This window comes from Hydrogenophaga laconesensis (genome assembly GCF_031457235.1).
In the GTDB taxonomy this organism is placed as follows: Bacteria; Pseudomonadota; Gammaproteobacteria; order Burkholderiales; family Burkholderiaceae_C; genus Hydrogenophaga; species Hydrogenophaga laconesensis.
In genome coordinates this window covers 229,078-248,503 of sequence record NZ_JAVDWE010000004.1, presented here as the reverse complement: position 1 = coordinate 248,503, position 19,426 = coordinate 229,078, and the positions used below count along the sequence as shown (strand labels likewise).

Here is a 19,426-nt window from a genome sequence, read left to right as displayed (position 1 = left end):
GCGTCAGTAGTCGCTACCGCCACCCAGTCCACCACCCGCCAGACTCTCGAAGCGGGTGAGCATGTTCAGGAAGGCCAGCTTCACGGTTCCGGTGGGGCCATTGCGCTGCTTGCCGATGATGATTTCCGCCACGCCAGGCTCCTTGCACGCGTCCTTGGTGTAGTACTCGTCACGGTAGATGAACATGATGATGTCGGCATCCTGTTCAATGGCACCCGACTCGCGGAGATCGCTCATCATTGGGCGTTTGTCGGTGCGGGTTTCCACACTGCGGTTGAGCTGCGACAGCGCGATCACCGGGCATTGCAACTCCTTGGCCAGCATCTTCAAGCCCCGGGAAATCTCGCCCAGCTCCGACGCACGGTTATCGCCCTCGCTGCTCGTGCCGCTCATGAGCTGCAGGTAGTCGACGACGATCAGACCCAGTTTGCCGCACTGGCGGGCCAGGCGCCGGGCATTGGCACGCAGCACGCTCGGGTTCAGGCCAGGGGTCTCATCGATGTGGAGCGACACATTGCGCAGTTTTTCGATGGCTTCAGTCAGCCGCGGCCACTCGTCATCGGTCAGCTTGCCGTTGCGCAGATGGGACTGGTTGATGCGACCGATCGAACCCACGATACGCACGGCCAGTTGCGATGCGCCCATTTCCATGGAGAACACCGCCACGGGAAGCCCTTCATTGAGCGCCACATGCTCGGCAATGTTGATGGCGAATGCTGTCTTGCCCATTGAAGGACGGGCTGCAAGCACCACCAGGTCACCGGCCTGCAGCCCGGAGGTCATGCGGTCGAGATCGATGAAACCTGTCGGTACCCCCGTGATGTCATTGGGGTTGTCGGCCATTTCCTGCACGCGGTCGAGCAGATCGACCACCAGCTTGTCCATGGCCTGGAAGCCCTCCTTCATCCGCGAGCCCTCTTCGCCAATGTGGAAGATCTTCTGCTCGGCTTCATCAAGAATCTTGTCGACCGGCTTGCCCTGCGTGTTGAAGGCCGCCGTGGCGATCTCATCGCTCGCGGCCACCAGCTTGCGCAGGATGGCGCGTTCGCGAACGATTTCGGCGTAACGCCGGATGTTGGCGGCGCTCGGCACGTATTGCGCGAGCGAGTTGAGGTATGCCAGCCCGCCGGCCTCTTCGGCCTTGCCCAGGTTCTGAAGGTGTTCAAACACCGTGACGACGTCGGCCGGCTTGCTCGCATTGACCAGCGCAGCGATGGCCGAATAGGTCAGGCGATGCTCATAGCGATAGAAGTCGGAGTCGTTGACCAGGTCAGCCACCCGGTCCCATGCGCCATTGTCGAGCAGCAACCCACCCAACACGCTCGACTCGGCCTCAATGGAGTGCGGGGGCACGCGCAACTGGGTGACCTGCTGGTCGGACCCCATGCCCGCCTCATCGAAACCGGCATCAAAGGACGAAAAGGAAGGAGGGAAAACGGCGGCCATGAATAAGTCGGTGGTGACCGGGAATGGTACCCCCGGGGGTCTTCCAAGTCACTGGATAAGCCTGTGGAAAAGCCGTGTATCAAGGGTGGAGAACACGGGACAACCAGAAGCCCACAAAGAAAAAAGCCGCCCCAGGAAGGAAGCGGCTTTCAGACAGGCGCCAAGGCGCCTGGGCGGGACTCAGGCGGTTTCGCCGAGCACCGAGACGTTGACGTCCACCGTCACGTCGGTGTGCAGGTTCACACTGACCGTGTAATCCCCAACGTTCTTCAGGGGACCATTGGGCAGGCGAATCTGGGACTTCTCCACGTCGAAGCCTTGCTTGCTCAGCTCGCTGGACACATCGCGGTTGGTCACGGAGCCGAACAGACGACCGTCAACGCCAGCCTTCTGCGACAGCTTGACGGTGAGGCCAGCCAGCTTTTCACCCAGTGCCTGGGCCTGGGCCAGCGTGGCGGCGTCTTCTTGCTCCAGCTTCGCGCGGTTGGCTTCGAATTCGGCGAGGGCTTGCGCGGTGGCGCGGCGAGCCTGGCCAGTGGGAATCAGGAAGTTGCGGGCGTAGCCGTCCTTGACCTTGACCTTGTCGCCAAGGGCGCCAACTTTGGCAACTTTTTTGAGCAGGATAACTTGCATGTCAGGCTCTCTTTCAGACGCGGTGCTGGTCGCTGTAGGGCAGCATCGCCAGGAAGCGCGCGCGCTTGATGGCGGTATTCACCTGGCGCTGGTAGAACGCGCGGGTGCCGGTCAGACGCGCCGGGATGATCTTGCCATTTTCGGCGATGAAATCACGCAGGACATCGACGTCCTTGTAGTCGACTTCCTCGACGTTGGCCACGGTGAAGCGGCAGAAGCGCTTGCGCTTGAAAAGCAGCGACTGGGTATTGCGCTTGGGGCGCTTGTCTTTGTTGAAACGTTTGGGTGCAGCCATGATGGGCCTTCCTATGTCTTGCTGAAATCTTGGATGTGGAACACCACGCCTTTGCCATTGCGCGCATTCGTCATGAAACCGTGGAATTCGCAAGCTGTATCAAGTCCCTGACGGGAAAGAACTTCAGCCTGGGCACCAAAGGCGATGGCCCTCAGTTGCAACTTCACCTGGCGGGGGGTGTCCATCTCGACCACCTGCGACTCGTGCTCAAGCACAAGGTTGACGGCCGGAATGCCAGCCGGTGTGTAGCGCAGGCTCTGCACCTGGACCACCACGGCGGACAATCTGAGAAGGTTCACCCGATGACGACGCTGCGCCGCGGGTTCAAGCGGCGGCCTGCTCCTGCGACTGGTGCGATGCAGGCTGCTGAAGCTTGCGGGCTTCTTCGCGCTCGACCGACTTCATCATCGCCGAAGGACCGGTATCGGCCTTCTTGCGCAGCACCGTGAGGTGACGCAGCACGGCATCGTTGAACTTGAAGGCATGCTCCAGTTCAGACATCACGGCCTGGTCGGCCTCGATGTTGACGCACAGGTAGTGGGCCTTGGACAGCTTGTTGATCTGGTAAGCCATCTGGCGACGACCCCAGTCTTCAACGCGGTGAATCTTGCCGCCACCAGCGGTGATCATGCCCTTGTAACGCTCCAGCATGGCCGGAACCTGTTCGCTTTGGTCCGGATGGATCAGCAAAACGATTTCATAGTGACGCATAGACACTCCTTGAGGATGAGCCGTGGTTGCCCACAGCGGAATTCAGCCACCCGCCGCGTCTGGAAGCGGTGTGGCAAGGCGAAAAGCTCACGATTATAGCAAATCGGGCATTTCTGTCGCCAATGGCGCTTCAGCGGTTGTTCAGCGCCCTGTCCAGTGCGGTGAACTTCTCAGGCCCCACCGCTTCGCGGATCCGGGGTGCCAGCTCAAGGAGCTGCTCGTAGTTGCCTGCGGCCTCCACAGCCAGATTCAACCGGAACCCCCGCAGTCCCAGGGCTGCGGTCAGCCTGGTAGCAATCGGATAGGCCTCCTGATAGCGCTGCATCGGGCTCCGTGCATTGTGCTCCCTGGCCGCTTCGTCATGGGCCGCGGCGGCGGCTCGTTCGCCGGGCGATGGCTGCGGCGTTGCATCGGTGATCAGGCCCAGCTCGAACAATTGCTCGATATCCTCGGGTGCCACGCCCATGGCCGCCGAAGCGGTCAGCAACTCCTGCATGGAGCGCTTGCCGTCGATGAGGATGAAGACCGACCGTTGTCGAGGCGTCAGCGGTACCGAGCGGTCTTTCATGACCTGGAGCCCTGCCTCGGTTTTCACAATGCTCATTGGTTCTCTCAAGGAAGCTCAACCGGGGTGGTTTTGTAACCGCGTGCCGGGTTTGCCTAATGCGAAAGTTGGATGAAACGAGCTTTACATGCGACTGGCGGCAATTGAATTGGGGTTTATCCATACGGTTCGCCCATGAAAAAGCCCGCGCTAGGCGGGCTTCGTGAGGAAAGTCGCATCCCCCTGCAAGCCGGGGGGATGCGATGGTCACCGGGTTCAGTCCTTGGCGTAGATGTCCACGTCCTTGGTTTCGCGGATGAAGATCATCCCGATGATGAAGGTGCCCGCAGCAACGACCACCGGGTACCACAGACCGTAGAAGATGTCACCGGTGGCCGCCACCATTGCGAATGCCGTGGTCGGCAGCAGACCGCCGAACCAGCCGTTGCCAATGTGGTACGGCAGGCTCATCGAGGTGTAGCGGATTCGCGTCGGGAACATCTCGACCAGCATGGCGGCGATGGGGCCGTAGACCATGGTCACCAACAGCACCAGGAACACCAGAATCAGCAGCACCATGCCCTTGTTCATCTTGGCCGGATCGGCCGCGACGGTCAGGTTGGCGGCCTTGGCGGTATCGGTGAGCTCCTTGCGGAAGTCGGCGATGGCCTTCGCGCTTTCGGGCGAGAACGCGTTGCGGCGCTCGTTCAGCGTAGCGGCGGGCGAATTGATCACCTTGTCGCCCAGGGTGACGGTGGCCGGAGCACCTGCAGGGCCTTGAACGCTGGTGTACGGGATGTACGACTGCGTGAGTGCACGCTTGGCGATATCGCACGAGGTGCGGAAATCGATGTCGCGGGCAATCGGACTGCCTTGGAACGAACATTCTTTCAAGTCGGCGGTCACGGTGACCTTGGTTGCCTGTTGAGCAGCCACCAGCGTCGGGTTGGCGTAGTTCAGCAGCATCGGGAAAACCGTGAAGTAGGTCAGCGCGGCGATCAGGCAGCCACCCATGATGATGGGCTTGCGGCCGATCTTGTCAGACAGCACACCGAAGACGATGAAGAACGGTGTGCCGATCAGCAGCGATGCGGCAATCAGCAGGTTGGCCGTCGTGGCATCGACCTTGGCGATCGTCGTCAGGAAGAACAGCGCGTAGAACTGTCCCGTGTACCAGACCACAGCCTGGCCGGCAGTCAGACCCAGCAGCGCCAGGATCACGACCTTCAGGTTCTTCCATTGGCCGAACGACTCCTTCAGCGGCGACTTGGACGTCTTGCCCTCTGCCTTCATCTTCTGGAAAGCCGGCGACTCGTTCAGGCTCAAGCGAATCCAGACCGAGATGCCCAGCAGCAGGATGGACACCAGGAAGGGAATGCGCCAGCCCCACTCGCCGAACTCCTTGTCGCCCATGGCGGTACGCACGCCCAGGATCACGAGCAGCGACAGGAACAAGCCCATGGTTGCCGTGGTCTGGATCCAGGCCGTGTACGCGCCACGCTTGCCGTGAGGCGCGTGCTCCGCCACATAGGTTGCGGCGCCACCGTATTCACCACCGAGCGCCAGGCCTTGCAGCATGCGCAGGACGATAAGGATGATGGGGGCGGCCAGGCCGATGGAGGCGTAGCTCGGCAGCAGACCCACGATGAACGTGGAAGCACCCATGAGCAGGATGGTCACCAGGAACGTGTACTTGCGCCCGATCATGTCGCCCAGACGGCCGAAAACGATCGCACCGAACGGCCGCACAAGGAAGCCCGCCGCAAAGGCCAGCAGGGCAAAGATGTACGCGGAGGTTGGGTCCAGGCCGGAGAAGAACTGGCGCGCAATGATCGCAGCCAGAGACCCGTAGAGGTAGAAGTCGTACCACTCGAAAACCGTCCCGAGAGAAGAGGCGAAGATCACCTTTCTCTCCTCCTTGGTCATCGGTGCGTTTGAAGCACTGGCCGTCGAAGTTGCCATGATGTTGAAGTCTCCTAAGTTAGATGGCTGGCACAAGATGCCACCGCAGTGTTTTAGGAGCGTCTGACAGGAAACTGACAGCGCAAGCCCGGCGGGCGCCAGGGGCCTCAGAATCGGTGTAAACCCCTAAGGGCCTGTGACTCTGTGGCGCTGCAACAAGCTCAGGATCGCGATCACGGCGAACCCGACGGGCACGCCGAACACCCCCGCCGACAGGGGCTGGATGCCGAACCAGAGATTCTGGCCAGCGGGCGCGCCGAAGAACTCGCGCACGCCGGGCGAATTGATCATCATGTAAAGCACCGTGGTGCCCAGGCCCACCAGCATGCCCGCCACGGCTGCTGAGCCGGTGGTGCGCGACCAGAAGATGCCCATGATCATGGCGGGGACGAAAGCCGACGCTGCGAGCGAGAACGACGAGGCCACTAGCGGCAGAATTTCAGCGGGCTTGAGTGCGGCGACAAAGGCCGCGAGTGTGGCCACGCTCAGCAGCGCAAACTTCGACAGGATCACCCGCTGCTCGGGCGTGACGTTTCGTTTGACCTCATGGCAGTAGGTGTCGCGCACCAGCGAGTTGCTGATGGTCAGCAGCAGGCCGTCGGCCGTGGACAGTGCGGCGGCGAGCCCTCCCGCGGCCACCAGGCCCGACACGACGTAAGGCATGCCGCCCAACTCCGGCGTGGCTAGCATGATGACGTCGGCCCCCAATCGAAGTTCGCTGAACTGCAGGATGCCGTCTCCGTTGACGTCACTCACCGAAATGAGGGAACCGTCAAGCCGCGACCACTGCGCGATCCAGGGTGGCAAGGCATCGAAGCTGCTGCCCACCACGTTCTGCATCACCTCGTACTTCACGAGCACCGCCAGCGCAGGCGCGCTCAGGTAGAGCAGCGTGATGAAGAAGAGCGACCAGGCCACGGAAGAGCGAGCGGTCGCCACCGAGGGGGTGGTGTAGTAGCGTGTGAGCAGGTGCGGCAGGCCCGCCGTGCCCACCATCAGACAGAACATCAGCGCCAGGAAATTCGCGCGCGACGCGTGGAACGCTTCCTGTTCGGCCGATGTCCCGTGTGGATCGCCGGCAAAGGCCTGGCTGTGGGGTAGCAACCCACCCAGCGGTCTGGACCGCTCCTCGCTCTCCTGCATGGCGCGGGTCCATCGCTCGCGTGCGGTGGCCACGTAGGGTGGCAATGCCGCGAGTTCACGCGTGGCTGCGATCACCAGTTCCATGTCTGCATTCTGCGACTTGAGGGTGCGCACGCGCTCCTGCTTGGCCGCGCGCTCCCGCTTGAGCGTGCCTTCCACGTCCCGCAGCCAGACCGCATATTCGCGCGCGCGCCGCGCGAATTCGTCCTGTACCTGCTTCTCGGCCGGCGAGGCAAGCAGCTCCGTTTCGAGCTTGGCTATCTTCTCCAACTGCTCGCCATAAACGAGAGGCGCCAGCGGATTGCCCAGCTGCTTGTAGGCCAGCCAGGACACCGGGATGAGAAAGGCCATCAGCAGGATGATGTACTGCGCCACCTGCGTCCAGGTGATGGCCCGCATGCCACCAAGGAACGAGCACAGCACGACGCCTCCAAGGCCGAGCATGATCCCGATCTCGAACTGCACGCCGGTGAGCCGCGAAGCCACAAGCCCGATGCCGTAGATCTGCGCGACCACGTAGGTGAAAGAGCACAGCACCGCCGAGAACGCGGCAATGCGCCGGGGCCAGCGCCCACCGAAGCGCTCCTTGAAGTAGTCCGGTACGGTGTAGAGATTGAGCTTGCGCAGGTGCGGCGCAATCAGCAGCGCCACCAGGCAGAAGCCCCCCGTCCACCCCAGAACAAAGGCCAGACCGCCGGCTTGCAGCTCCGTGCCACCGAAACCCTGCAGGTACAAGCCGCCGGCCAGGCTGATGAAAGAGGCCGCGCTCATCCAGTCGGCGGCGGCGGCCATGCCGTTGTAGACCGGTGGAATGCGCCGGCCGGCCACGTAGTACTCCTCCGGGTCGGCCGTGCGGCCATAGATGCCGATACCACCGTACATCATGACGGTGGAAAACAGGAAGATCGGCCCAAGCCAGCGGCGCGACAGTCCGCTCTGCTCGGCCCAGGCCATCAGCAACAGAAAGGCGATGAGGGCCAGGATGTAGAACGCCAGAATGCGGTGCAAACGGCGCTTGTAGGCGGCATAGGCCGGGCTGTCAGCCATCGCCGGCCTCGAGTTCCTGTTCGGCCGCATCCTCCGCTTCCAGACGGCTCATGACGGTGGCATAAACGACCACAATGACGATGAACACCAGGACGGCGCCTTGCGCTGCCATCCAGAAGTGCACCGGCCAGCCCATCACGACGAAGCTCAGTTCTCTCGCGAAGAAGCAGACGCCGAACGACACCATCACCATGACCGACAGCAACACCGCCTTCAGCGCCAGGGCGCGGCGGTCGTGCTCGTCGGTCGTGGGTCGCTCGGACATCAGCGGATCATCGCACCCGGGCGGCATGCGTCGCCTAGGTATTTGCTCGCAGCAGCTCGCGCTGAAGCGATCAATCCCGCGCCAGCTGCTTCCAGGTGTCGACCACGCTGTCGGGGTTGAGCGAGATCGAGCTGATGCCCTCGTCGCGCAGCCATTCGGCAAAGTCGGGATGATCGCTGGGTCCCTGGCCGCAAATGCCGACGTATTTGCCCTCGGCCTTGCAGGCACCGATGGCCATCGTCAGCATGGCCTTGACCGCCGGATCGCGCTCGTCGAAATCGTGCGCCAGCAGTTCGAGGCCGGAATCGCGGTCCAGGCCGAGCGTGAGCTGCGTCAGGTCATTGGAGCCGATCGAGAAGCCGTCGAAGTACTGGAGGAACTGCCTGGCCAGCACGGCGTTGCTGGGAATCTCGCACATCATGATGACCTTGAGGTCGTTCACGCCGCGCTTGAGCCCCTTGTCGGCCAGCAGGCCGGTCACACGCTCGGCCTGGGCCAGCGTGCGAACAAAGGGCACCATCACCTGAACGTTGGTCAGGCCCATGTCCTCGCGCACGCGCTTGAGCGCCTCGCACTCCATGGCGAATGCCTCACGGAATTCCTCGCTGACGTAGCGTGCCGCGCCCCGGAAGCCGAGCATGGGGTTCTCTTCCTCGGGTTCGTAACGCGAACCGCCCACCAGCTTGCGGTACTCGTTGCTCTTGAAGTCCGACAGGCGAACGATCACCGGCTTGGGCCAGAAAGCCGCCGCGATGGTGGCCACACCTTCAGCCACCTTGTCCACATAGAACGCGCGAGGCGAAGCATGGCCACGTGCCACAGACTCCACCGCCTTCTTCAGGTCGGCATCCACCGCGGGGTAATCCAGGATGGCCTTCGGGTGCACGCCGATGTTGTTGTTGATGATGAACTCGAGCCGCGCCAGGCCGACGCCGCCGTTCGGGATCTGGGCGAAGTCGAAGGCCAGCTGCGGGTTGCCGACGTTCATCATGATCTTCACGTCCAGCGCGGGCATTTCACCGCGCTGCACTTCGGTGATCTCGGTTTCGAGCAGGCCGTCATAGATGTTGCCGGTGTCGCCTTCGGCGCAGCTCACGGTGACCAGCGTGCCGTCCTTGAGCAGGTCGGTGGCATCGCCACAACCCACCACGGCGGGAATACCGAGTTCGCGCGCGATGATGGCCGCGTGGCAGGTGCGTCCGCCCCGGTTGGTCACGATGGCGCTCGCGCGCTTCATCACCGGCTCCCAGTTGGGGTCGGTCATGTCGGTCACGAGCACGTCGCCGGGCTGAACCTTGTCCATCTCGCTGATGTTGTGCACGAGGCGAACGGGACCGGTACCCACCTTCTGGCCAATGGCGCGGCCGCTGGCCAGCACCGCGCCCTTGCCCTTGAGCTTGTATCGCACCTCGGTCTTGCCGGCGCTCTGGCTCTTCACGGTCTCGGGGCGCGCCTGCAGGATGTAGATCTGGCCATCGGTGCCATCCTTGCCCCACTCGATGTCCATCGGGCGACCATAGTGCTGCTCGATGACGAGCGCGTATTTCGCAAGCTGCTCGACATCGGCGTCGGTCAGGCTGTAGCGGTTGCGCTGCTCGACCGGTACGTCGATGGTCTTCACCAGCTTGCCGCTGGCGGCTTTTTCCTGGGTCGAGCTGAACACCATCTGGATCAGCTTGGAACCCAGGTTGCGACGGATGAGCGCGCGCTTGCCCGCCTTGAGCATGGGCTTGTGCACATAGAACTCATCGGGATTCACTGCACCCTGCACCACCGTCTCACCCAGACCGTAGCTGGAGGTGATAAAGACCACGTCCTCGAAGCCGCTTTCGGTGTCGATGGTGAACATGACACCGGCTGCTCCCGTGTCGGAGCGCACCATGCGCTGCACGCCGGCAGACAGTGCGACATCGGCGTGGGCGAAGCCCTTGTGCACGCGGTAGCTGATGGCACGGTCGTTGTAGAGGGAGGCGAACACCTCCTTCATCTTGCTCAGCACCTCTTCGATGCCCACCACGTTCAGGAAGGTTTCCTGCTGGCCCGCGAAGGAGGCATCGGGCAGGTCTTCGGCGGTGGCCGAAGAACGCACCGCGAACGAGGCCTGGGCATTGCCGGCGCTCAGCTTGGCGAACTCGTCCCGGATGGCTTTTTCCAGGTCGGCCGGGAAAGGCTGGTGCTCGACCATGGCACGGATTTCGGCACCGGCCTCTGCAAGAGCGCGAACGTCTTCGGTATCGAGTTTTTCCAGCCGGGCGTTGATGCGCTCCGTCAGCCCATCGTGCTTGAGGAACTCACGAAAGGCGTGTGCCGTGGTGGCGAAGCCGGTCGGCACCTTCACGCCGGTGGGCAGTTGCGAAATCATCTCGCCGAGGCTGGCGTTCTTGCCGCCGACCGACTCGACGTCGCTCATTCGCAGTTTCTCGAAAGGCACGACCAGATCGGTCGCTCCAAACAGCTGGGTCATGGGGAAAGCTCCTAAGGTTGAAAAACCGGGGGTTCCATGCGCCAGCGGGCGACCTTTTGTTCTGTTGTGGGTCCGGCACCGGGCAGGGAAGCAGATACAGCCAAGCCGGCACAGGATAATGGCACCGGCTCAATACCCAGCATTGTAAGGACGCGGCCTTATGCCCAATCGCACGGTTTTCTTCATTTCAGACGGCACCGGCATCACCGCCGAAACTTTCGGCAACGCCATCCTGAACCAGTTCGAAACGACCGTGCGGCGCGTGCGCCTGCCGTTTCTGGACACCGCCGACAAGGCGCACCAGGCCGTGCGGCAGATCAACCACGCGGCCGACCTGGAGGGCAACCGCCCCCTGGTATTCACCACAGTGGTGGACATGGAGGTGCTCTCGGTGTTCCGCAACGAATGCAAGGGTGTGCTGCTGGACATGTTCGGCACCTTCATTGCGCCGCTGGAGCATGAACTGGGCATCAAGTCCAACCACCGGGTGGGCCGCTTCTCCGATGCATCCCAGAGCCAGGCCTACAACGACCGCATCGAGGCGATCAACTTCTCGCTCGCGCACGACGACGGCCAGAGCCACAAGGACCTGCAAGGCTCGGACGTCATCCTGGTCGGCGTGAGCCGCAGCGGCAAGACGCCGACCTCGCTCTACCTGGCGATGCAGTACGGCTTGAAAGCATCGAACTACCCGTTGATCCCCGAAGACTTCGAGCGCCGCCAGTTGCCACCCGCGCTGGTGCCGCACCGCAAGAAGATTTTTGGCCTGACGATCGCGCCTGAGCGCCTGAGCCAGATCCGCAACGAGCGCAGACCGAATTCGCGCTACGCGCAACTCGAGAATTGCCGCATGGAAGTGAGCGAGGCCGAGGCCATGATGCGGCGCGAGGGCATTCGCTGGCTCTCCACCACCACGAAGTCGATCGAGGAAATCGCCACCACGATCCTGCAGGAGATCCGGCCTGAGCGGCTGGAGTACTGAGGAACACCCCCCTGCGCCGCTTTGCGGCTTCCCCCCTCTCTGGCGCGCCTTCGGCGCTGGGAGGGGGGACGGCATCTCGGGCCGGCGGAGCCGGACCTTCGATACCTCTGGTCGAGTTGCGCAGTGCGCTCCGGCACAGTGAACGCTCCGTCAGAAAGACGTCAGCAAGGGCTTGAAGAATCGCCCTGCGGGCGCTCGCCCGTTTCTGCCAACCCCCTGCCCTCGCGGCAGGCCGACCATAAGTAAACGAGACATGATCAAGATCTTCATCGCCTTTGCCATCTTCGCAGCTGTTGCCATCTTTGCCCTCATGAAAGGTGGCGACATCGACATGGGTGGTGAGAAGCACGGCATGGATCACGTTGAGCATCCAGCTCCTGCGGCTCCCGCCCCCGCAGCGACGCCTGCAGCGCCTGCACCTGCCGAACAGCCGAAGTGAACCCGTTGGTCTGACCGGCCCGAAGGCCCGGTCGGTCAGTTCCGCGTCAGCGCGGGGTCAGTGCTCCGTAAGTGCCACGACCTAACCTGCATGTCATCCGAAATCAACACGAGGGACATGTATGGACGACAGTCTGGTGCAGAAAATCGCAAGCCATCCGGCCTATCAACAACTCCGGGGCCGAAGGTCCCGATTCGGCTGGTGGCTCACGCTGGCCATGATGGTCGTGTACTACGGCTTCATCCTGCTGGTGGCCTTCAACAAGGACTTCCTCGCCCAACACCTGGGCAGCGGTGTCATGACGGTTGGCATTCCGCTGGGCTTTGGTGTCATTCTCTTCACGATCATCATCACAGCGGTCTACGTCAAGCGCGCCAACACGGAGTTCGATGACCTCTCCGCTGCCATCGCAAAGGCGGTGCAACCATGAATGCGGTGGGCAACACCACGCGCCGCTTGCTGACGCTGCTGGCCCTGGCCGGTGTATCGGTCGCCTGGGCCGCTGGTGCCGACCTCGGCCAGGCACAGAAGCAGGCGACCAACTGGACGGCCATCGGCATGTTCGGGCTGTTCGTCATCGCCACGCTCTACATCACCAAATGGGCGGCAGCCAAAACGCGTTCTGCCTCCGACTTCTACACGGCCGGCGGCGGCATCACCGGATTCCAGAATGGCCTGGCGATTGCGGGTGACTACATGTCAGCCGCTTCATTCCTGGGCATCTCTGCCGCGGTGATGGCTTCCGGCTTCGACGGCCTGATCTACTCCATCGGCTTTCTCGTGGGCTGGCCGGTCATCACCTTCCTGATGGCCGAGCGTCTGCGCAACCTCGGCAAGTTCACGTTCGCCGACGTGGCCGCCTTCCGCTTCAAGCAGGCGCCGATCCGCATCTTCGCGGCCTCCGGCACGCTGGTGGTCGTGGCCTTCTATCTCATCGCGCAAATGGTCGGCGCGGGTCAGCTCATCAAGCTGCTGTTCGGCCTGGAGTACTGGATCGCGGTGGTGATCGTGGGCGCGCTGATGATGGTGTACGTGCTCTTCGGCGGCATGACCGCGACGACCTGGGTGCAGATCATCAAGGCCTGCCTGTTGCTCGGCGGCGCATCGTTCATGGCGTTCATGGTGCTCTGGCATTTCGGCTTCAGCCCCGAGGCCATGTTCGCGGGCGCCGTTCAGATCAAGACCGATCTGGCGCTCAAGGATGGCAAGCTGGCCGAGGCAGCCGCGGCCATCGGACAGTCGATCATGGGACCGGGCAACTTCGTGAAGGACCCGATCTCCGCGATCAGCTTTGGCATGGCTCTGATGTTCGGCACCGCCGGCCTGCCCCACATCCTGATGCGCTTCTTCACCGTGCCCAGCGCGAAGGAAGCACGCAAGTCGGTGATGTGGGCCACTGGCTGGATCGGCTACTTCTACCTGCTGACGTTCATCATCGGCTTCGGTGCGATCACCTTCGTACTCACCAACCCGCAATTCCTTGACGCCAATGGCGGCCTGCTGGGGGGCAACAACATGGCGGCCGTGCACCTGGCCAGCGCCGTGGGTGGCAACGTCTTCCTGGGCTTCATTTCGGCCGTGGCTTTCGCCACCATCCTCGCCGTGGTGGCCGGGCTCACACTGTCGGGTGCGTCCGCCGTTTCACACGATCTCTACGCGACCGTGATCAAGAAAGGCAAGGCCGACTCATTCACCGAGCTGCGCGTCTCGAAGATCACCACCCTGTGCCTCGGCCTCGTGGCCGTGGTGCTGGGCATCGCGTTCGAAAAGCAGAACATCGCCTTCATGGTCTCGCTGGCGTTCGCGATTGCGGCGTCCGCCAACTTCCCCGTGCTCTTCATGAGTGTGCTGTGGAAGGACTGCACCACCAAAGGCGCGGTGATCGGCGGCTTCATGGGGCTGGTGTCGTCGGTCGCGCTCACGGTGGTGTCACCCTCCGTGTGGGAAGCCACGCTGGGCAATCCCAAGGGCTCGGCCCTCTTCCCCTACACCTCGCCCGCGCTGTTCTCGATGGCCATCGGCTTTGCCGGCATCTGGCTGTTCTCGGTGCTGGATCGAAGCCAGCGCGCACGCGTGGACCGCGCGGGCTTCCTGGCACAGCAAGTGCGGTCGGAAACCGGTATCGGTGCAGCCGCAGCAACTGCCCACTGACACATCGGCAAGGGAAAGGGCTGCGCGCCCTTCCCTGCGCCGATATCAGGCCGCGACGGTTTCGACCTGTGCCGCGGCCACCGGCTGACGGATCAGGTAGTCGAAGGCGCTGAGCGCGGCCGTCGAACCAGCACCGGCAGCGATCACGATCTGCTTGTAAGGCACGGTGGTGCAGTCGCCTGCCGCGAACACGCCTGGCACATTGGTGTGGCCCTTGGCGTCCACTTCGATCTCACCGAACCGGCTGAGCGTGACTGTGCCCTTGAGAAACTCCGTGTTGGGCACCAGGCCGATCTGCACGAAGACGCCTTCGAGCTCGATATGGTGCAGCTCACCGCTCACACGGTCCTTGTAGCTCAGGCCATTCACCTTGCCATCCGCTCCGGTGATCTCGGTCGTCTGCGCGTTCACATGGATGTCCACGTTCGGCAGGCTCTTGAGCTTGCTCACCAGCACCGCGTCGGCCTTGAGCGCATCGGCGAATTCGACCAGTGTCACGTGCTGCACGATGCCCGCCAGATCGATCGCAGCCTCCACGCCCGAGTTGCCGCCACCAATGACGGACACACGCTTGCCTTTGAACAGCGGGCCATCGCAGTGCGGGCAGTACGCCACACCCTTGTTGCGGTATTCGGCCTCGCCTGGCACGTTGACGTTGCGCCAGCGCGCACCGGTCGACAGGATCACACTGCGCGCGCTCAGCACGCCGCCATTGGCCATCTCGACCTGCACCAGGTCACCCGGCTCGCTCGCGGGAATCAGCTTTTCAGCGCGCTGCAGGTTCATGATGTCGACGTCGTAGTGGCGCACCTGCGCTTCCAGCGCGGCGGCGAACTTCGGGCCGTCGGTCTCCAGCACACTGATGTAGTTCTCGATCGCCATCGTGTCGTTCACCTGTCCACCGAAGCGTTCGGCTGCGACGCCCACGCGAATGCCCTTGCGCGCGGCATACACCGCGGCCGCTGCACCGGCGGGACCACCACCGATGATCAGCACGTCGTACGGGTCCCGCGCATTGAGCTTGGCGGCCTCGCGGGCATCGGCGTTCACGTCGAGCTTGCCGACGATCTCCTCGACCGTCATGCGGCCCGAGCCGAACACCTCACCATTCAGGAACACGATGGGCACAGCCATGATCTCGCGCGCCGTCACCTCTTCCTGGAACGCGCCGCCCTCGATCACGGTGGTCTTGATGCGTGGGTTGAGCACAGCCATGAGGCTCAGCGCCTGCACGACATCCGGGCAGTTGTGGCAGGTCAGGGACATGTAGACCTCGAAGTCGAAGTCACCGTCCAGCGCCTGGATCTGTTCGATCACGTCCTGCTCCACCTTGGGCGGGTGGCCGCCGGTCCAGAGCAAGGCCAGCACCAGCGAGGTGAATTCGTGGCCCAGCGGAAGTCCAGCGAAACGCAGCGAGGTGCTGGTGCCCGCGCGCTGCAGCGTGAAGGACGGCTTGCGCGCATCCTGCCCGTCGGTCTTCAAAGTGATCTTGTCGCTGCGCAGGCCCTGGATGGTCTGCAGCAGATCGAGCATTTCACGGGAGCTCTCAGAGTCGCTCAGGGAGGCGACGATCTCGAAAGGTTGGGTCACGCGCTCAAGGTAAGCGCCGAGCTGAGCCTTCAGGGTGTCGTCCAACATGATGTGTTTCCTTTTCAAGCGACTTTGAGAACCGGCCTCCTGCGAATCGATAGGCGGCCAGGGAGCAACCCGCCGGCCTCGTGGGCCCGCAGGTATTGCCATGACAAACCGGTGAGGCGATGCCTCATCTCGGATCTGTGGAATCAGATCTTGCCGACCAGATCCAGCGAGGGAGCGATGGTCTTGGCACCTTCGTTCCACTTGGCGGGGCAGACTTCACCCGGATGGGCGGCGGTGTACTGGGCGGCCTTCAGCTTGCGCAGCGTTTCCTTCACATCACGGGCGATCTCGTTGGAATGGATCTCCGCCGTCTTGATGATGCCTTCGGGGTTGATGATGAAAGTGCCACGCAGCGCAAGACCTTCTTCAGGGATGTGCACGCCAAAGGCATTGGTCAGCACGTGCGTCGGGTCGCCCACCAGCGGGAACTTGGCCTTGCCCACGGCAGGCGAGGTTTCATGCCACACCTTGTGCGAGAAGTGCGTGTCGGTGGTCACGATGTAGACCTCCGCCTTGGCCTTCTGGAACTCTGCGTAGTTCTCGGCCGCATCCTCCACTTCGGTGGGGCAGTTGAAGGTGAAGGCGGCCGGCATGAAGATCAGCACGGACCACTTGCCCTTGAGCGTTTCGTCGCTGACGTCGATGAACTTGCCGTTCAGGAAGGCCGTGGTCTTGAAGGGCTGGACTGCGGTGTTGATCAGGGACATGGTTTTCCTTGGTTTGGTTAAGAAAAAGAAAAGGGACTGCGACCAGCAGGAGAAGCCTTCTGTATCGCGATAGCCGCAATGATAGCAAAAGACTACCAAACTTCAGGATTGATAGTCTTTATTCGCCCGATAGCTTTTTGCTGCGACGCAACAAGGGGCCGTCTGGACAGGGCCTTGTTTACCACACTTGAGCGGCAGGCGAATGCGACCTCTTCAAGGGCAAGCGGCGCGCCCGAAGGTCGCTATCGACACCCTCTCTGCGGGCTATCACAAAAAAATTATAGAAAACTTAACAAGAATGGTTTTCATTTGTAATAATGACAGGAGTTAGCCAGCCAGCCCCTGAGACCCGTCCTTGTGTGATGCGCGTACGAGTGGATGCACGCCAGCCGTCTGTATCAACGCATCCATACATAAGGATTTCCGATGTCGAAAGCATCCACCTCGCTGGCCGGCCAGCGCGGCGTTTCTTCGGGCAACCGCTTCCCGCTGCAGGCCACCGCCGTGGCATGCAGCCTGTACCTCTTGAGCCTCGGCCTGGCACAGGCTCAGCAAGCCGAAGGAGGCTCCCTGTCGGAGGTGGTGGTTTCCGCCTCCGGTGTCGAACAGAAAATCGCGGACGCGCCAGCCAGTATTTCGGTGGTGACGCGCGAGGAACTCGCCAAACGCCCCTACACCACCCTGCTGGACGCCGTGCGCGACATCGAGGGTGTTGACGTGGGCGAAACCACCGACAAGACTGGCCAGGGCACGATCAGCATCCGGGGCATGGGCGGCGACTACACCCTGATCCTGGTGGACGGCAAGCGCCAGAACAACAACGGGGACCTGTATCCCAATTCCTTCGGTGGCAACCAGTTCAACCACATCCCACCGATCGAGGCCATCGAACGCATTGAGGTGATCCGGGGTCCGATGTCCACGCTCTACGGTGCTGATGCGCTGGGTGGCGTGATCAACATCATCACGCGCAAGATCCCCGACCGGTGGACGGGCTCGGTGACCCAGTCGTTCACACACCAGGAAAACAAGGACTTCGGCAACGACCGCACCACCGATTTCAATCTGATGGGACCGATCAAGCCGGGCCTGCTGGGCATGCAGATCCGCGGCAGCATCTACAACCGCGAAGCCTCGAAACCCAACTACGGCGATATCGTGTACCCCAACGGAGAAGTGCGCCCACGCGTGCTTGGTTTCGGCGGCGGTGGCAAGACGGTCGACAACGAGAACCAGAGCCTCGGTCTGCGCCTCGCACTCACGCCCAACAGCCGGCACGAGTTCATCTTCGATATTGACGCGTCACGCCAGGAGTACAACAACCGTCCGGAAGCAGACGGCAGTTTCCCGCTCGGCACCGTGGACAGCATCAGCACCATCTGGCGAGCGTCGGGTGGCGTGGTGGCGCCTCAGGTCGGCTACCTGCCCGAACAGAAGTTCACCCGGGACCAATGGTCGCTCACACACAAAGGCAAGTGGGACATCGGCAACAGCGAGGTCTCGCTGTCCTACGTCGACACGGCCAACAAGGGCCGCACCCTGCCTTTCTCCCCTGAAGAGCGTGCGCGACTGCAAGCGCTATGGAATGCCGTACCCGGCGCGACCGCTGCGGCCAAGCTGGCGGCCATGACGCCAGCCCAGCGCGCCACACTCGAAGCCTTCCTGCCACGGCCCGCACGCGTCATGGAAACCCGCCAGTACACGCTGGACGCCAAGCTCGACATGCCTTTGGGCGACCACCTCATCGTTGTCGGCGGTCAGTTCATCGACGGCGAGATGGAGGACGGCACCTTCGGCATGTTCGGCAACAACCCGCGACCGGGCACGGTGCAGGAACACAAGATGAAGTCGGTATTCGCCGAGGGCAACTGGCAACTTCGCCAGAATGTGACGCTGACCACCGGTGTGCGCCACGACAACCACAACATCTTCGGCGGCCAGACCAGCCCTCGCGTCTATGGCGTGTGGGAGGCGTCCCCCTCCTGGACCTTCAAGGGCGGCGTGAGCACCGGCTACAAGACGCCCAAGACCAGCCAGCTCTTCCCCGGCATCACCGGATTTGGCGGCCAGGGCACCTCGCCCTTCGTTGGCAACCCCGACCTCCAACCGGAAACCAGCGTCAACGGCGAACTGGCGGCCTACTTCAACAGCCCCAACGGCCACAGCTTCAATGCAACGGTGTTCCAGAACCGGTTCAAGGACAAGATCGACAGCGGTGGCCCGCGCGTGCAGAACTGCGAGGTGGCCGGCTCCAATCCAGCCACTTGCGCCGACGTCGGCACCGGCTGGCTGGCCCTCGGGTTCGCCGACTTCGCACAGACGCAGAACATCAGCCGGGCAGAGATCAACGGCTTCGAGCTGGCTGGCCGCTACAGGATCTCGCCGACCTGGATGCTGCGCGCCAACTACACCTACACCGACTCCGAACAGAAAAGCGGCGCAGCCATTGGCCGACCCTTGTCGGAGAGCGCCAAGCACATGGCCAACACCACGTTGTCGTGGGCGGCGACCCCTGCGCTGGAAATGTTCCTGACGATGGAGGCTGCTTCCGATCGCTACCGTGGCTGGGACACCGCCACCAACAGCGCGCTGTTCTACAAGTCGTACAACATCTTCCACCTGGGCGGCTCCTTCCGCCTGAGCAAGAACGTGACGATCAACGCCCGGATCAACAACCTGCTCGATCACGATTTCACGACCTACCGAACCACGTTCGCGGCCTGTACAACGGGCACCACCTGCGTGGGTGGACAGGCACCGACTTTCGTCGACGACTACAACGTCAAGGCCAAGTCGCGCAACTTCTGGATCAGCCTGAACGCGCGCTTCTGACGCACACCCGCCTCGCCCGCTGACCTCGGTTAGCGGCCAAGCGCCACGGCTTCATGGCCCTGGCGCCATTGATCGTTCCTGACGCAAATTCACAACAAAATGGAAGAATTGTGAATAGGAATGATTTTTATTTGCGATAATCCCGGCCGAAGCCAGCCAAGCCCCCT

At 62.5% G+C, this 19,426-nt stretch carries 17 protein-coding genes; 5 read left to right on the top strand and 12 right to left on the bottom strand.

Annotated features, from left to right (window positions below):
* Nucleotides 1-3 precede the first annotated feature (3 nt).
* The 10 genes from dnaB to ppsA form a co-directional block, all read right to left on the bottom strand.
* Entirely contained in the window at nt 4-1,386 is a 1,383-nt protein-coding gene (gene dnaB / locus J2X09_RS09805; protein ID WP_204733072.1) for a replicative DNA helicase, read from the bottom strand.
* A 240-nt stretch (nt 1,387-1,626) separates the two neighbouring features.
* On the bottom strand, nt 1,627-2,079 hold the full coding sequence (rplI, locus tag J2X09_RS09800; protein WP_204733073.1) for a 50S ribosomal protein L9: 453 nt from the start codon (nt 2,077-2,079) through the stop codon (nt 1,627-1,629).
* 13 nt (nt 2,080-2,092) lie between these two features.
* Nucleotides 2,093-2,374 (bottom strand): 30S ribosomal protein S18, encoded by a 282-nt coding sequence (gene rpsR, locus J2X09_RS09795; protein ID WP_068166407.1) that lies wholly within the window; start codon nt 2,372-2,374, stop codon nt 2,093-2,095.
* A gap of 11 nt (nt 2,375-2,385) precedes the next feature.
* Nucleotides 2,386-2,658 carry a primosomal replication protein N gene (gene priB, locus J2X09_RS09790; protein ID WP_310308119.1) on the bottom strand — a complete coding sequence of 91 codons (273 nt, stop codon included), beginning with the start codon at nt 2,656-2,658 and terminating at the stop codon, nt 2,386-2,388.
* 40 nt (nt 2,659-2,698) lie between these two features.
* Complete coding sequence (gene rpsF, locus J2X09_RS09785) at nt 2,699-3,085, bottom strand: 30S ribosomal protein S6 (protein ID WP_204733075.1); 387 nt, start codon at nt 3,083-3,085, stop codon at nt 2,699-2,701.
* A 130-nt stretch (nt 3,086-3,215) separates the two neighbouring features.
* Nucleotides 3,216-3,689: a hypothetical protein gene (locus J2X09_RS09780; protein ID WP_204733076.1), complete on the bottom strand. Its 474-nt coding sequence runs from the start codon at nt 3,687-3,689 to the stop codon at nt 3,216-3,218.
* 216 nt (nt 3,690-3,905) lie between these two features.
* Complete coding sequence (locus tag J2X09_RS09775; protein ID WP_204733077.1) at nt 3,906-5,591, bottom strand: MFS transporter; 1,686 nt, start codon at nt 5,589-5,591, stop codon at nt 3,906-3,908.
* Between the two features lie 126 nt (nt 5,592-5,717).
* On the bottom strand, nt 5,718-7,781 hold the full coding sequence (locus tag J2X09_RS09770) for a VC_2705 family sodium/solute symporter (protein ID WP_204733078.1): 2,064 nt from the start codon (nt 7,779-7,781) through the stop codon (nt 5,718-5,720).
* On the bottom strand, nt 7,774-8,046 hold the full coding sequence (locus J2X09_RS09765; protein WP_310308115.1) for a DUF4212 domain-containing protein: 273 nt from the start codon (nt 8,044-8,046) through the stop codon (nt 7,774-7,776). Before J2X09_RS09765 ends, J2X09_RS09770 begins: the two co-directional genes overlap by 8 nt.
* A gap of 70 nt (nt 8,047-8,116) precedes the next feature.
* Complete coding sequence (gene ppsA, locus J2X09_RS09760; protein WP_204733080.1) at nt 8,117-10,510, bottom strand: phosphoenolpyruvate synthase; 2,394 nt, start codon at nt 10,508-10,510, stop codon at nt 8,117-8,119.
* A 160-nt stretch (nt 10,511-10,670) separates the two neighbouring features.
* Between ppsA and ppsR the strand changes: the two genes are divergently transcribed.
* The 4 genes from ppsR (at nt 10,671) to J2X09_RS09740 (ending at nt 14,082) form a co-directional block, all read left to right on the top strand.
* Nucleotides 10,671-11,492 (top strand): posphoenolpyruvate synthetase regulatory kinase/phosphorylase PpsR, encoded by an 822-nt coding sequence (gene ppsR, locus J2X09_RS09755; RefSeq protein ID WP_204733081.1) that lies wholly within the window; start codon nt 10,671-10,673, stop codon nt 11,490-11,492.
* Nucleotides 11,493-11,745: 253 nt separating this feature from the next.
* A complete protein-coding gene (locus tag J2X09_RS09750) occupies nt 11,746-11,931 on the top strand; it encodes a hypothetical protein (protein ID WP_204733082.1) in 186 nt (61 codons plus the stop codon).
* Between the two features lie 121 nt (nt 11,932-12,052).
* The gene (locus J2X09_RS09745; RefSeq protein ID WP_204733083.1) at nt 12,053-12,361 is read left to right on the top strand and encodes a DUF485 domain-containing protein; all 309 of its coding nucleotides are present in this window, start codon (nt 12,053-12,055) and stop codon (nt 12,359-12,361) included.
* Nucleotides 12,358-14,082, top strand: coding sequence for a cation acetate symporter (locus tag J2X09_RS09740; protein ID WP_204733084.1), 1,725 nt, complete (start codon nt 12,358-12,360; stop codon nt 14,080-14,082). Before J2X09_RS09745 ends, J2X09_RS09740 begins: the two co-directional genes overlap by 4 nt.
* 45 nt (nt 14,083-14,127) lie before the next feature.
* Here J2X09_RS09740 and ahpF read toward each other — a convergent pair whose 3' ends face one another.
* On the bottom strand, nt 14,128-15,720 hold the full coding sequence (gene ahpF, locus J2X09_RS09735) for an alkyl hydroperoxide reductase subunit F (protein ID WP_204733085.1): 1,593 nt from the start codon (nt 15,718-15,720) through the stop codon (nt 14,128-14,130).
* 143 nt (nt 15,721-15,863) lie between these two features.
* The gene (gene ahpC / locus J2X09_RS09730) at nt 15,864-16,427 is read right to left on the bottom strand and encodes an alkyl hydroperoxide reductase subunit C (RefSeq protein WP_204733086.1); all 564 of its coding nucleotides are present in this window, start codon (nt 16,425-16,427) and stop codon (nt 15,864-15,866) included.
* A 426-nt stretch (nt 16,428-16,853) separates the two neighbouring features.
* Between ahpC and J2X09_RS09725 the strand changes: the two genes are divergently transcribed.
* The gene (locus J2X09_RS09725) at nt 16,854-19,259 is read left to right on the top strand and encodes a TonB-dependent receptor domain-containing protein (RefSeq protein WP_204733087.1); all 2,406 of its coding nucleotides are present in this window, start codon (nt 16,854-16,856) and stop codon (nt 19,257-19,259) included.
* The last annotated feature ends 167 nt before the right edge of the window (nt 19,260-19,426 follow it).

Bases quoted from the DNA above. Each gene is read 5' to 3' on its own strand.
- J2X09_RS09780 (WP_204733076.1), bottom strand. From the start codon at position 3,689: ATGAGCATTGTGAAAACCGAGGCAGGGCTCCAGGTCATGAAAGACCGC.
- rplI (WP_204733073.1), bottom strand. From the start codon at position 2,079: ATGCAAGTTATCCTGCTCAAAAAAGTTGCCAAAGTTGGCGCCCTTGGC.
- J2X09_RS09750 (WP_204733082.1), top strand. From the start codon at position 11,746: ATGATCAAGATCTTCATCGCCTTTGCCATCTTCGCAGCTGTTGCCATC.
- ahpC (WP_204733086.1), bottom strand. From the start codon at position 16,427: ATGTCCCTGATCAACACCGCAGTCCAGCCCTTCAAGACCACGGCCTTC.
- J2X09_RS09745 (WP_204733083.1), top strand. From the start codon at position 12,053: ATGGACGACAGTCTGGTGCAGAAAATCGCAAGCCATCCGGCCTATCAA.
- rpsR (WP_068166407.1), bottom strand. From the start codon at position 2,374: ATGGCTGCACCCAAACGTTTCAACAAAGACAAGCGCCCCAAGCGCAAT.
- ppsR (WP_204733081.1), top strand. From the start codon at position 10,671: ATGCCCAATCGCACGGTTTTCTTCATTTCAGACGGCACCGGCATCACC.
- ppsA (WP_204733080.1), bottom strand. From the start codon at position 10,510: ATGACCCAGCTGTTTGGAGCGACCGATCTGGTCGTGCCTTTCGAGAAA.
- J2X09_RS09740 (WP_204733084.1), top strand. From the start codon at position 12,358: ATGAATGCGGTGGGCAACACCACGCGCCGCTTGCTGACGCTGCTGGCC.
- rpsF (WP_204733075.1), bottom strand. From the start codon at position 3,085: ATGCGTCACTATGAAATCGTTTTGCTGATCCATCCGGACCAAAGCGAA.
- J2X09_RS09770 (WP_204733078.1), bottom strand. From the start codon at position 7,781: ATGGCTGACAGCCCGGCCTATGCCGCCTACAAGCGCCGTTTGCACCGC.
- J2X09_RS09725 (WP_204733087.1), top strand. From the start codon at position 16,854: ATGTCGAAAGCATCCACCTCGCTGGCCGGCCAGCGCGGCGTTTCTTCG.
- J2X09_RS09775 (WP_204733077.1), bottom strand. From the start codon at position 5,591: ATGGCAACTTCGACGGCCAGTGCTTCAAACGCACCGATGACCAAGGAG.
- J2X09_RS09765 (WP_310308115.1), bottom strand. From the start codon at position 8,046: ATGTCCGAGCGACCCACGACCGACGAGCACGACCGCCGCGCCCTGGCG.
- dnaB (WP_204733072.1), bottom strand. From the start codon at position 1,386: ATGGGGTCCGACCAGCAGGTCACCCAGTTGCGCGTGCCCCCGCACTCC.
- ahpF (WP_204733085.1), bottom strand. From the start codon at position 15,720: ATGTTGGACGACACCCTGAAGGCTCAGCTCGGCGCTTACCTTGAGCGC.